Genomic DNA, 13,374 nt, shown 5'->3' with positions numbered 1-13,374 from the left:
CAGAGTACCGAGCGTCAAAGAAGGTTTGCTTGAACGCTGTGCCGACATACCGACGTCTCTTCGCATTCGCATGGATAGCGCTCGCGATGTCTGTGCTGTATGTCAACGCGCCGAAGATGAGCGTCGTTCATGCGATTCCGGGCGACCGGGCGAGGCTCGAGAATCCGGATGCGGCGTGCGCTACGTGCCATCAAGCCATCTATGAGAAGTATCGCCAGACGGGCATGGCGCGCGGCAGCGGCGTAGCGATGGACGGGTTGATCGCCGGAGGGTTTCATCACGTTCCGTCTGGAGTCGACTACCGCGTCTTCGAGCGGGATGGTTCGGCATGGATGTCATACTCGCGTCCGGCGGCGGCAGCTCAAGGAGCCCTCGGCGGAGAGCGGCGGGTTGAGTTCTATGTTGGCTCCGGCCATCGCGGACGGACGTACCTCTTCAACGAGAGTGGCCGCTGGTACGAGCTTCCCATCAACTACTACACGCGACGCGCGGCGTGGGACATGGCACCCGCGTTCGACAACGCGACAGCCATGCCCGCGCCGCTGCCGGTCGATCCAAACTGCCTGCACTGCCATGCGACGGACGTGCAACCGTCTTTGCAAGATGCGCGAAATCATTACGCGGCAGTACCGTTTCGGCAGGGCGGCATCGGATGCAGCGCGTGCCACGGCGATCCCACGCAGCACCTCGCGCAGAAGGGTCAAGGACCGATTGTGGACCCCGGCAAACTGCCTGTCGCCGAGCGCGACAGCGCGTGCATCCAGTGCCATCTTGAGGGCGATGCGGTGGTCTATCGGCCGGGGCGATCGCTGGCGCAGTTCAAGCCAGGGGACAAGCTCTCGGACATCGCCGTGTACTTTGTGCGCGCAAGCGAGCCCGGTGATGGACGGCGCGCGACCAGTCAGTACGAGGCGCTGCTGCGGAGTGCGTGCAAGCGAGCCAGCGGCGACAAGCTGACCTGCACGACGTGCCACGATCCGCACTCCGATCCCTCGCCCGCCGAGCGGGTCGCGTACTTCCGCGCACGTTGTCTTGCATGCCATACGCAACCGGCCATGGCAACGCATCACCCTGAACAGCAGGACTGCGCGACCTGCCACATGCCTACGCGGAAGACGGTCGACATCTCGCATGAGCAGGTGACCGACCACGACATCGAGGCGCGGCCAGCTTCGCAGGGTGGTTTGCAGCTTGCGACGCTAGGAGCGGATGATGCGTTGAAGCTCGTGGCTGTCGGCGGGTTTGAGGCGGGTGCGCGCGAGACGGGACTTGCCTATGCACAGCTTGCAGAGCGCGGTGATCGTGCAGCTGCGCGGACGGCGCTGGGGCTGCTGGCAAAGCTGCCATCAAGAGTTCCGACTGATGTCGATGTCGCCGTTCGGCTTGGGTATCTGGAGCAGATCAGCGGCGATGCGGTGAAGGCCGCGGCCTCCTACAAGTCTGCTCTCGAGGCCGACCCATGGGAACCGACTGCGCTGGCGAATCTGGCAGTGCTCGATGCTGGATCGGGCCATGTGACGGAGGCGATCCATTTGCTTCAGCGGCTGGTGGACGCCGATCCTTCGCGGACTGCGGCGGGGTTGAACCTGGCTTTCATCGAGTGCAGTCTGGATCGGCGCGAGCAGGCACTGGTGTTGCTCGGGCAGCTTCGGCGGTCAAATCCCGATGACCCGAAACTGCGGCGCTTCGCGGACACGGGCGAGTACGCGGGGCAGCACTGCTCGCTGAATCCGGAGTTGCCGAAGAAGTAGTCGCCGTCACAAAGAACAAGCCCCGCAGACTTGTGATCTGCGGGGCTTGCTGATGAGAGAACCGAGGGTTGCAGTTAGAAGGTATAGCGGACGGAGACCTGTCCGCGACGAGCGTTGGTGCCGTCGGGGAAGCCCTGCGAGGCATTTCCGATTCCAGCGCCCGGAACAGGCTTGAGCGCTCCAATGGTATTCGCCGCGTCCAGGGTGACCGCGTTGTAAGTCACCTCGCGCACCGAGGTGATGGTGATGTAGTTGAAGACGTTGAAACCCTCGAAGTTCAGCGTGAGGCTCTCTTCGCGAGGAAGTTTGAACTCCTTGGTCAAACGCGCATCGGTGCGGATCGTCGTTCCCAACGGCAGACCGCTGCGCGGCTGAAAGGGCACCCGCTGGTAGGAGGCGAATCCGATTCCGTCACCGCTTAGAGTGTTGTTTCCGTTGGGTTCGGTGAAGGCGCCCGAGGGGAGCTGGGTGACTTCGTAGTAGGGATCCACTCCCTGCTGCGAGGCATAGGTCTCAATGCCGGAGAGCTGCCAGCCGTTGAGGGACTGATTGAGAAGCGTAGATCCATAGCTCCTTTGCGGTGCGGCGATCACTCCACTGGCCACAAGACGATGGCGCTGGTCAAGAGGCGAACGCCCCTTTTCGGTGCGCGGAAGTCCGTTCAACACCGACAGCGGCGGGTCGGTGTAGTAGATGTTGTCCGCTCCGTTGCCCAGACCGAGGTCGATGGCATGAGACCAGGTGTAGGCGAGATCAAAGGTCGTGTTCTTCGACTGGCGGCGAGTCAGCGTCACGGCCAGGCCGTCGTAGTACAGCTTGCCGCCGTTGTAGATGTGGTTGAGCACGGCGTACTTCGGGTCGTGCGTGGCCGTATAGATAGGAGTGGTGTAGCTCCCGGTCTGGTTTCCGTTGGCGTCGAGGATCTCGTAGGTGTAGGTCTGGGTGGGTGCCACCAGGTTGTCATCCTTGCGAGTAAGGAAGTCCTGCCCAGTGTTCCAGAGATACGAAGCCGAGAGCGTGGTCTTGGCGTCGAGTTTCTGCTCCACCGTAAAGTCGGCCTGCTCCGTGTAAGGCGTCTTCAGGTTGGGATCAGCATAGGTGACATTCGTCTGGGAGGTGGCGCTGCTCGATAGATCGTAGTTGGGGAACTTCGGTGCGCCTGTCTCGCCCGGCACAAAGAAGATCGTCTGCTGGATGACTCCATTACGCTGCTGAAGCCGGATGACGCTTGCGGAGGGCAGGCGCGCGTAAGAGATGCCGTATCCGCCGCGGACGACCGTCGCGCCGTTGTTCATCGAGTAGGCGAAACCCAGGCGTGGCGCGAAGTTGTCCTTCGGCTGGTTGAGCTTGGCCGTCTGCGGATAGTCCGGATTCTCGGGTGGCTGCGTGAACCGGTTGAACTCATAACGCAGACCGAGATTCAGCGTGAGCTTGGCGCTCAGCTTGTACTGGTCCTGACCATAGAAGTTGTAGTCGCGAACGATGGCGCGGGTGAGCAAAGGACCGAATCCCTGAAGGAAACCGTAGTAGTGCTGGCCCGCGCTGGGATCGGTTGCGCTGGGCGTCAGGTCCTGTGCCCAATCGGTGACGGTGCCATAGAAGAACTCGCCCCGCGCGAAGAAGAGAGCGTCTTCCACGTCGCGCAGATAGTTGGTCTCTACACCGAACTTCAACTGGTGCTTCTGGATGGTCTTCGAGAAGCTGTCGACGAAGAGGAAGCGGTCTTCCGACGGCTGCGAGTTCGGAATGTTGACCGACTCACCAAGATTTGCGAGGTCGCCGGCGGTGAGACCGGATGCAAGGCCATCTGCCGGGGCCAGCGCCGGGTTCAGGGACTGTTTGCGGGTGTCCTTGAACCAGCCGAAGCGGAATTCATTGAGGGCGCTACTGGAGACCACATGCGTCTCCGAGAACCGCGCCCAGCGGGTGAGGTCGATCTGGTTGCCGTTGGGATAATAGCCACTGCCATCACCCAGCGCCGATGCGCTGACCGTGCCGTTGGGAGAGGCGAACTGCATCAGGTTGAAGTTGGCGCTGAAGCTGTCCTTCTCAGTGGGGCGATAGTCAAGCTTCAGGAAGCCGATGTTCTCGTTCAGCTTGCGCGGAAGCGTGGCGAAGGTCTTCTGGATGTATGCCTGGGCCGCGGCGCACTGGGCGGGAGTGGCGAAGTCGGTGTCGGTTGGGTCGTTCGTAGGGTTCGTGTCGCAGCCCGTCGCCTTGTTGTTGTTATTGTTAAAGGCCCCAACAGAGTTCAGCTCGCTGCCGGTGGTGGACGAGACCAGCGGACGGCTCTCGCGCGTGATCTCGGTGTTGGCGAAGAAGAAGAGCTTGTCCTTGATAATGGGACCGCCGACGCTACCGCCAACCTGATGCCGCCAGTTGGGCGGATTGAAGAGCTGCCCGGTGAGGCCCAGCGAGTAGGGGTCGGTCGCATTCAGGGTGCGGTTCTTGAAGAACTCGAACGCCGAGCCGTGGAAGTTGTTGGTGCCGCTCTTGGTGAGGGTGTTGACGATACCCCCAGCGGCGTGGCCGAACTCGGCGCTATAGCCTGAGGTCTGTACCTGGAACTCCTGGACTGCGTCCTGGCTCAAGGGTGAAAAGGCGCTGGTGCTGCCGGCGTCATCCTGTCCCCACTGCTGGGTGACGTCGATACCGTCCTGAAGGAAGATGTTGTTGCCGGGAACGCCGCGGAAGGTGACCTCGCCGCCGGCGCCGTCGGTGGTGACACCGGGCGTGAGGAGAACGAACTGGTCCACGCGGCGGCCATTGATTGGGAGTTCGTTGATCTCTTTCTGGTCGACGAGCGCGGATACGCCAGAGCGGGTGGTGTCGAGCTCGGAGATGGAGGCATCAACGGTTACGGTCTCAGTTGCCTGGGAGATGGTCAGCTTAATCGCAACTCCCGTGGTCTCGCCGACGTGAACGCTGATCTTAGTCGCTTCGTAGGTGGCGAATCCCGGCACGGTGACGGTGACCTTGTAGCCATCTTCAGGGGGGAGCGAAGACGCTTCGAAGTTTCCATCGGAGCTGGCGACGATCTCGCGCTTCAGTCCGATCTTGGCGTTTGTCACGACCACCGACGCTTTGGGGACAACCGCGCCCGCCGCATCAGTGACCGTTCCGTTCAGCGCTCCCAGACCTGCGAGCGATTGCGCGAACGCGACGGGCTCAAGGTTGATGGCGGCGAGATTGAACGCGAAGACGGAGCCAGCCAGAAGGCCGGCGCGAAGAAGCGTCCTGGTGGCACGTTGCACGGTGCTCGATGAATGAGGAGAACGACGAAGAGTCTTGCCTGACATAGTGACCTCGCGAAGAAAGTGACGACGACCTGTGGAAGTTGAAACTCGGTAAACGATTGCAAGGGCCTTTGCGTGGGCCCGTAACGAAATGGAGATCAGGCGACGCGCCATGGCGTCGCAAACTGGACTGAGAACCAAGACCAGGGAGGTGAGAAGCGCTGCTGCCTCTGCGGTCGGCGATGAGTTCAGGACGGCTCGGTCCCTCACTTCAGCGCGACTGGCAAACCTGGGTTTCGCCTGGAACCCATGAAGGGCTCAGAGCGATAAATTATCTGGAAGATGCTTTATTTGAGCACGGGCCGTCCTCGCGCGTCTAATCGATTATCGTGATGCCGTAATCACTTTTGGAGCGTCCGACGTGGTCGGGATCGGGCTGGCATCTTCGAAACCCTTGTCCTGGCTGGCGAAAACCCGATTGACATGCAGTTACCAACGGATTAACGTTGGGTTATCGCAAGAAAAATTTATTGAGGTTCACTCCACTGGAACTCCGGCACCTCACCTCGTTTATCGCGGTTGCCGAGAGGAAGAGCTTCGTACACGCAGCCGAGCACCTTCACCTCTCGCAGCCTGCCGTCACAGCCCAGATCCAGCGGCTGGAGGAGGAGCTTGGCGTCCAGTTGCTGGACCGCAACCGGCGGTCAGTGCGATTGACTCCAGCCGGGGAGACATTCCTTACCGGCGCCCGCGCGACGCTTGAGAGCGCCAACGACGCCATCCTTGCGACGCAACGCGTGGCCCGCGGCGAGACCGGTCGCGTCCGCATCGGCTTTCCTCCGTCGGTGCTGAAAGAGATCATGCCGAAGATCATGATCGAGTTCCATAAGCAACATCCGGGGATCAAGCTTGACCTGTTCTCGTTGCACACAAGCCTGACCATCGCGGCGCTTGAAGAAGACAACATCGACATTGGCTACGTCCGCCTGCCGGTTGAAGCGAAAGGGTTGCGTATCACTCCGGTCCACCATGAGCCGCTCGTCGTCTGCCTGCCGCGAGGCCATCGACTGGCCGCACGCCCGCACGTACGGATGGAAGATCTGCGGGAAGAACGGTTCATCCTCTACGAGCGCAAGTGGGCACCTGGATTTCACGACCACTTTCTCGAACTCTGCCGCGAGGCCGGCTTTCAACCGGTTGTGGCGCAACAGATCGATGAGATGTATCTTGCCGCAACGCTGGTTGCGACGGGCGTGGGCATCGCGATCATTCCACGCATGGTGCTCTCGCTGCCGAATGATTCCATCGTCGTGAAGCCGATCGTTGGCAGTGCTGAGCCCGCACTCTCTGAACTTGGTGTGGCGACCCGTGCGGGCGAGCCTTCGCCGGTGATCCGGTCGATCATCTCTATCTCGTGCGCGATTGGGAAGCGTCACTCGGCGCTGGAAGTCGCGTAAGCTTCCCGATGTCGCGTAATCTTTAAGGCGAACCCTTCCGGCATCGAGGTCTGAACCTCCTCAGACGACCAAGCTGGAAACCCAGTGAGGAAGATCATGTCCCAGAACTACCAGAGTCAGGATGTCTGGAGCCGCGCCACGTCGGTCAACGGCTTCCCTTTCGATGAGCTGCGCTCCGTGCTGCAGAAGTCGATTCGCCGCGGCCTGATTGAAGAGGCGGTACTTGCCGCGTATGAGTTCTTCTCGAGCGGCCCCGAAGCCGAAGAGGTGCTCTGGCGCAGGCTTGAGATCATCGCCACGGAAGATGTTGGCTTTGGCTTGATCGAGGCACCGGTGATCCTTGAGTCTTTGAATCAGCAGCGTCTGCGCATGGCCGATCGCGGCGATCGCTGGATGTACTCCGTCCATGCAGTGCGCCTGCTGGCGACGGCGAAGAAGGACAACACCTCAATGGAGCTTGCATGCTGGGCGCAGTTCGCGACGGCGAATGGCGAACGCAAGGTGGTCGTTGAAGACTTCATGGTCGACCTGCACACGCGGCGCGGCGCAGAGATGGGACGCGATGTGAAGCACTGGTGGCTGGATGGGGCGAAGCTTCGCAACAAGCTCTCGGAAGAGCAGACGCCTTGGGGCAAGTATCTCGATGAACTTTATCTTGGCAAGAAAAAAGAAGATACGCCGAAGGAATAGCGGCACTGGCTGCGCGCTCCATCTATCACGGCTCGCGCAGCCTTATTTGTAACGTTCGTGGACCCTAATTTCGACCGCTCCGCCGATCGTGTAGAGGATCGCAGAGAGCGCCATCGCGGCAAGGCTTGCTCCCCATGCACGTTCTGTCTGGAAGGCCTGGCTGGTGAGCGCGAACATGTTGCCCAGGCCGCCCGTCTGCATAAGATACTCGGCGACCATCGTCACCAGCACGCTGGTCGCAGCCCCCACGCGCAGAGCAACGGCCAGGCTAGGCACGGCCGCTGGCAGAGCAAGTGAGAGAAGCTGCCGGCTGCGTGAGGCGGCGAGAACCTGGAAGAGTTCACGCGACATGGGTGGAAGAGCGCGCAGGCCAGCGGTGGCGAAGACGAAGCATGGGAAGAACGACATCACGGTGACGGTGACGAACTCCGTGCGGCTCTCGTAACCGAAGATGCGAGCGAGCAGCGGGATGAGGCAGACCACCGGCGTAGAGCTGATGAGTAGTGCCGCTGGGCCTATGGTGCCAGCAAAGAGCCGCCAGCGCCATGCTGTGACTGCGAGCAGCAACCCGATAGACATGCCTGCTGTGAGACCGCCGAGACCGAATGCAAGCGTCCATAGCGAGGGCCGCAGATAGATCATCGGGTTCAGCACCATATCGCGCAGGACAGATAACGGCGAGACGATCACGATGCTGTTGTAGTGATTCGCCATGACCCATATCTGCCAAAAGGCAAAGATGGCGATGAGTCCCCACGCGTGCTCGAAGATCCTGATTGCGACACGGATTATGCGGCCCATCACGCGAACCTCCGCGCGACGAAGCGTTCGAGTAGATGCGCGATGCTATAACCGGAGAGCGCGAGCCCCGCGACCAACAGGACAGCCGCCCACATCAGTGGAATCTCGAAGTTCTGCATGGTGTTCAGGATAACGATGCCAAGGCCCGTCGGCGCTCCGAACCACTCGCCGACAATCGCACCGATCATCGCTGCGGTCATGGACACTTTCACCCCGCCGAGAAACGATGGCAGAGCAGAAGGTATCTCAAGATAGAAGAGCCGCTTCAGTTTGCCCGCGCCGAAGGTGGTCATCATCCTGCCCAGGCTAGTCGAGGCCGTCCGCAGGCCGGAGCTAACAGCAATGTAGATGAGAAAGGATACGGGGATGGTCGCGAGTAGCGCGGGCGTCAGCTCGCGGCTGACCATCAGGATGAAGATCGGGCCGAGAGCTACTGCGGGGATGGCATTGATCGTGACAGCGAGCCGGTCGAGGCCGGGGCGCAGCGGTGTCAAAAGATGTGCAACCAGCGCGGTTACAATTCCGACAACGATGCCGACCAGCAGACCGGTAAGAGCGGACTTGCCCGTTGCCATAGCCGACTTGTAGAGCAGCGCAGCAAACCTTGGCTGCATGAAGACCTGCGCGATCTTGCTTAGCGCCGGGACCGAAAGGCCGAGCGCGCCGGAGCGTGCGAGCAATTCCCACGCGGCGAGCAGGCACAGCTGCACGGCGACGATCAGAGCGATTTGTCTGCCGCTTGTCCTCTCACGATGTCCCTTCATTTGAGCGATGGCTCCAGAAGGACCGTAAGGTAGTCGGTGAGCCTATGAAACTCTTCGGAGCGCATGAGCTCGACGGGGCGCGGGCGCGGGAATGGGACGTCGATCCTCTCGACGATGGTGCCGGGTCGGCCGCCGAGAACGATCACACGATCCGCAAGGAAGATCGCCTCTTCAACCGAGTGCGTGACCAACAGTGTCGTCGGCTTGCGCTCCAGCCAGATGCGTTGCAGCTCAACATTCATGCGCATGCGTGTGACGGCATCGAGTGCGCCGAAGGGTTCATCGAGCAACAGCAGCGCGGGGTCGAGGCACAGCGAGCGCGCAATTGCAGCCCGTTGCCGCATGCCACCCGATAGCTGGGATGGGCGGGCGTGTTCAAAGCCAATTAGGCCGACGAGCTCGATGAGGTGCTTGATGCGCGACTTGTCTACTGTGACGCCGGCAATTTTGTAAGGCAGGGCGAGGTTACTCTCGATGGAGAGCCACGGCAGCAGCGCGTGATCCTGGAAGGCAATACCCAAGCGATGTTGATCGCGCAACGCCGCGGGCGGTTCGCCGTCGATCGAGATAGCCCCCGTAGAGACGTCCTCGAGAGCGGCGACGAGATGGAGCAGTGTGCTCTTGCCGCAGCCCGACGGACCGATGAGCGCGACGAACTCTCCTTGTGCGACGGAGAGATCGACTCCCTGAAGCGCAGTCACCGAGGCCTTGCGATTCAGAGCATACGACTTGCTGACGTTGCTGATCTCAATAGCGGCCATGGTTTACGCGATGGCCTTATCGTAGCGTTCCATGATGTTCGAGTAACGCGAGGCAACCTTCTCCTTCATTGCAGTGAGGTCGACAGTGAGCAACACGCGGTCTTTCATGACGATGCGGCCGTCGATGATAACCGTGCGAACGTTGGGGCCGACGGTGCTCTCGGCAAGCGTGATGCGCGGGTCGTGGTTGGGAAACTGGGCAAAGCTGTCGCTCTCGACGAGGATCAGGTCAGCGAGCTTGCCTACCTCAAGCGAGCCAATCTTGTCCGGCAAACGGGCGGCCTGCGAGCCCCCACGCAGCGCAGCCGCTAGCATCTGCTCATGCGTGATGGGGGCTTCGATGTGGTACGGCGTGCCTCCGACCGCCTGTTGACCTACTGTTGCTGCATGGACTATCTCAAACATATCGAGGCTACCGCGGGTTGCGGCACCATCGTTGCCCAGTGCCAGCCGGATGCCGCGATGCAGCATCTCCAGCACGCGCGGCACGCCCATGCTGTAGTTGTTGAAGGGACAGTGGCAGGCGGAGACGTTGCGATGCTGGTAGAGGTCGAGTTCCTTCAGGCTGAGCAGCACGGAGTGCGCAGCGTGGATATTCGCGTCGAGTGCGCCGATGCTCTCCATGTACTCGGCGGGTCGCAGACCCCACTTAGCTACGGAGTAGTCCACTTCATAGCAGCCTTCGCCAAGGTGCGTATGGATGGGCGTGTCGAGCTGCTTCGCCAGCGCGCTCATGCCCTGAGTGAGCGGCGTGGTGTTGACCATGATCTGCCGCAGCGAGAGCCATGCATTCACGCGCGGATGATGCTGCCAGCGTTTCACCAACGCTTCGTTCTGCTTCAGGGCTTCGTCGGTGGTGAAGCGCGAGCCAGCAGGGATGCTCTCGTCGCAGTCCATGGTCGAGAGAGCGATGCGGCCTCGGATGCCGATCTCGTTGGCGGCGCGGCCCATCTCATCTGGATGCGGGCCGCCGGCTTCGAGGAAGCAGGTGGTGCCGCTCGAGATCATCGAAGCGTAGGCCGCGAGGCCGCTACAGTAGATGTCCTCGGGCTCAAGACAGGCCTCAAAGGGGACAAGGTAGTTTGACCATCCGGGTTCCTTCAATTGGCCACGGCGGCGGATGGCCGCGAGTTTGCCGTGCAGGAACTGCTGCGCTGTGTGCAGGTGGCCGTCGACGAAGCCTGGCATGGCGATGAGACCTGAGGCGTCGAGCTTGTCTTTCGCGATGAAGCGTGACGCGGCTTCGCTGGCAGGGCCAACCCAGACAATGCTGTCGCCCTCGATGGCGATCGCAGCATCCTTCACTTCGGTGCCCGCCTCGTCGAACGCGACTACGTACGCGCCATGGATCAAGAGGTCTATCTGCTGCGGTTGCTCCACGTCTTCTCCTAAATTCCTAGGCTCTGGTAGGCCTCTTCCAACAAACTCATGTCCATGATCCGTGCTGGATCGGGCAGATTGGTGCGACCGGTGACCAGCGCCGCGCTGTACATATTTTTTTCGAGATCTTCGTTTGATATCCAGTAAGGGCCGCGTGATCCGGGCGTTTGGTAGAGCGGCAGCTGCAGCACGTTGGTGCGGAGTTCGTGGTCGTAGTTGAGACCGAGGTCCGCGCCGTAGCGGTCGACCGTGAGGTTCGCAGCGTAGGCAGGATCTTTGTCGTTGTCCATCTTGCCGCGGAGGCGTGCGCGAAGAAAGCCGACTATATCTTTGCGGCGGCGCTCGATGGTCTCTCGCTGTGCGAAGAGCAACGTCGAAGGAACTTTATAGCCGAGTTGATCGAGCCGCGTGACGAAGAAGTCTGTACCGAGTTTCATGCCCATGTTCTCGAAGACGATGGGCTGGTTGGTGATGAAACAGTAGTAGGCATCGCCAGCGCCATTCAGCAGCGCTTCCGGGGAGAAGCCGACGGGGATTAGCTGGTAGTCCGGCGCGAAGTGGTTCAGCTTGAAGGTACATTCGATGGTGGTGCGTTCGCTCGGGCCCTGCACAAGGAAACGCGAGCCGGGAAGGTCCGCGGGCTTGAGGATCGGCCGCTTCGCCAGCGTCATCAGGCCGCCGGGATGGACAGGAAAGATGGAGCCGATGATGACGAAGTCGTTGCCGCGAAGAATCGCATCGAGCAGCGGGAGCCACTCGGCATCGCCCATGTGGGCGAGGCCAGCGGCGACCTCGATGACGGGCTGCGGTGCGTTTGGGCCACCGGGCCAGATCTTCAGCGGGCAGTGCTCCTGCTTGAAGTAGCCGCGCGATTCGGCGACGAAGAGATCGGCGTATTCGACGTTCGGGACCCAGCCGAGGGCGACGATGAGGTCTTTGCTGGCAACCGAGCGGCAGCCAGAGAGCCACGGAGCTGCGGCGGCGGTCGCTATGCCGCTGCTTATAAATCTGCGCCGGCTCCATGCATCTGATTGGTCTGCTCTTTGCACTTGGTTCCTGTAAAGCTGGGGAATCACCTGAAGGTGTGTGCAGCCACAACAGCAGATTCCCTTCGGGAATGACAACAAAAGGAAGACGCTGCGACACCCAATGGGATCGGTCTACGCCAGAATATCGCGGATGACGCGGCCGGAGACGTCGGTGAGGCGGTAGTCGCGGCCAGCGTGGCGATACGTGAGCTTCTTGTGGTCCATGCCGAGCTGATTCAGGATGGTGGCCTGGAAGTCGTGGATGTCGCACTCGTTCTTTGCGACCTTGTAGCCATAGTCGTCGGACTCGCCATAGGTGATGCCGCCCTTGATGCCAGCGCCCGCGAGCCACGAAGAGTAGACCGAAGATTGGTGCGTGCGGCCCGCTTCGTTGGGAGCGCTATCGCCCGGAGCTCGGCCAAACTCGGTCGTCCAGACGACGAGCGTGTCTTCGAGCATGCCGCGAGACTTCAAATCTTGCAGCAGACCGGCGATGGCCTTGTCGACCTTCTTCGCGGAGGTCGCGTGCATCTTGATGTCGAGGTGCGCGTCCCAGTTGGTGTATTTGTCGGAGCCGGTGTCGATGAGTTCGACGAAGCGGACGCCGCGCTCCGCGAGGCGGCGCGCCATCAGGCACTGCCAGCCGAAGCCCTTCCTGGTGTCACGCGTAATGCCGTACATGGCGAGCGTCGCGTCGGACTCTTTGGTGATGTCGAAAACATCGGGAGCCTCCTTCTGCATGCCGTAGGCGGTCTCGAAGGTCTTGATGCGGGCGGCGAGGGTCTTGTCGGCATCGTGCTCGGCGAGGTTGCGGCGATTGAAGAACTCGATGAGGCCGAGGTCGAGGTCCTGCACTTCAAGCGAGGCCTTCCGCGTCATGTTGGGGATGGCCTCCTGTCCTGGAACGACGCGAATCCCCTGATGGCACGCGGGTAAGAACGATGAGTCCCAACAGGTTGCGCCGCCGTAGGGAACCTCGGGCGCGAGCACCATGTAGGAGGGCAGCTCCTTATCGTAAGTACCGAGACCATAGCTGACCCAGGAGCCGATGCTCGGACGAGCCTCGACGGCGGAACCGCCGTGGATCTGCATGACCGCCTGCGAGTGATTCGGAATATCGCACTTCATCGAGCGGATGACGCAGATGTCGTCCATCATCGCGCCGACGTTGGGGAAGAGCTCGCTGACCTCGGTGTCGCATTTTGCGTAGCGGCTGAACTTGTACTTCGAGGCGTGGAGGAACTCACCGTTGTACTCCTTGCCGTGGTCGCGTGTGAGCAGGGGCTTGGGGTCGAAGGTGTCGACGTGCGAGACGCCGCCGCTCATGTAGAGAAAGATGACGCGCTTGGCTTTGGCCGGGAACATCGGAGCCTTGGGCGCGAGCGGATCGACAGGCTGCGCGGGGGCGGCGGTCTCGGCGAGCATCTCGTGCATCATGCCAGGGAGGAGCATCGATGCGCTGGCCAGCGATTGAATGAAGCGTCTGCGTGTGGACATAGTGATGGT

The 13,374-nt window shown here is 61.2% G+C and carries 10 protein-coding genes; 3 read left to right on the top strand and 7 right to left on the bottom strand.

Annotated elements, in window-relative coordinates; all coding sequences use genetic code 11:
• Positions 1-86: 86 nt before the first annotated feature.
• Positions 87-1,751 carry a tetratricopeptide repeat protein gene (locus tag OHL18_RS05780; protein ID WP_263373873.1) on the top strand — a complete coding sequence of 555 codons (1,665 nt, stop codon included), beginning with the start codon at positions 87-89 and terminating at the stop codon, positions 1,749-1,751.
• A 74-nt stretch (positions 1,752-1,825) separates the two neighbouring features.
• On the opposite strand, the gene OHL18_RS05775 is transcribed toward OHL18_RS05780, so the two are convergent.
• A complete protein-coding gene (locus tag OHL18_RS05775; protein ID WP_263373872.1) occupies positions 1,826-5,005 on the bottom strand; it encodes a TonB-dependent receptor in 3,180 nt (1,059 codons plus the stop codon).
• 512 nt (positions 5,006-5,517) lie between these two features.
• On the opposite strand from OHL18_RS05775, the gene OHL18_RS05770 reads away from it, so the two are divergent.
• A complete protein-coding gene (locus OHL18_RS05770; protein WP_263373871.1) occupies positions 5,518-6,444 on the top strand; it encodes a LysR substrate-binding domain-containing protein in 927 nt (308 codons plus the stop codon).
• A 96-nt stretch (positions 6,445-6,540) separates the two neighbouring features.
• The gene (locus OHL18_RS05765) at positions 6,541-7,134 is read left to right on the top strand and encodes an AAA family ATPase (protein ID WP_263373870.1); all 594 of its coding nucleotides are present in this window, start codon (positions 6,541-6,543) and stop codon (positions 7,132-7,134) included.
• A gap of 42 nt (positions 7,135-7,176) precedes the next feature.
• Here OHL18_RS05765 and OHL18_RS05760 read toward each other — a convergent pair whose 3' ends face one another.
• The 6 genes from OHL18_RS05760 to OHL18_RS05735 all read right to left on the bottom strand — a co-directional run bounded on the left by OHL18_RS05760 (position 7,177) and on the right by OHL18_RS05735 (position 13,365).
• Complete coding sequence (locus OHL18_RS05760) at positions 7,177-7,935, bottom strand: ABC transporter permease (protein WP_263373869.1); 759 nt, start codon at positions 7,933-7,935, stop codon at positions 7,177-7,179.
• Entirely contained in the window at positions 7,935-8,699 is a 765-nt protein-coding gene (locus tag OHL18_RS05755; protein ID WP_263373868.1) for an ABC transporter permease, read from the bottom strand. The genes OHL18_RS05760 and OHL18_RS05755 overlap by 1 nt, the downstream gene beginning before the upstream one ends.
• Positions 8,696-9,460: an ABC transporter ATP-binding protein gene (locus OHL18_RS05750; RefSeq protein WP_263373867.1), complete on the bottom strand. Its 765-nt coding sequence runs from the start codon at positions 9,458-9,460 to the stop codon at positions 8,696-8,698. The genes OHL18_RS05755 and OHL18_RS05750 overlap by 4 nt, the downstream gene beginning before the upstream one ends.
• A gap of 3 nt (positions 9,461-9,463) precedes the next feature.
• Positions 9,464-10,840, bottom strand: a complete 1,377-nt coding sequence (locus OHL18_RS05745; RefSeq protein WP_263373866.1) for an amidohydrolase family protein — start codon at positions 10,838-10,840, stop codon at positions 9,464-9,466.
• Between the two features lie 8 nt (positions 10,841-10,848).
• Positions 10,849-11,889, bottom strand: coding sequence for an ABC transporter substrate-binding protein (locus tag OHL18_RS05740; RefSeq protein WP_263373865.1), 1,041 nt, complete (start codon positions 11,887-11,889; stop codon positions 10,849-10,851).
• Between the two features lie 111 nt (positions 11,890-12,000).
• The gene (locus tag OHL18_RS05735; protein ID WP_263373864.1) at positions 12,001-13,365 is read right to left on the bottom strand and encodes a DUF1501 domain-containing protein; all 1,365 of its coding nucleotides are present in this window, start codon (positions 13,363-13,365) and stop codon (positions 12,001-12,003) included.
• Positions 13,366-13,374 lie beyond the last annotated feature (9 nt).

Source organism: Granulicella aggregans, assembly GCF_025685565.1.
GTDB lineage: Bacteria > Acidobacteriota > Terriglobia > Terriglobales > Acidobacteriaceae > Edaphobacter > Edaphobacter aggregans_B.
The sequence above is the reverse complement of the archived record's forward strand: the minus strand, read 5'-3'. Positions and strand labels throughout refer to the sequence as shown.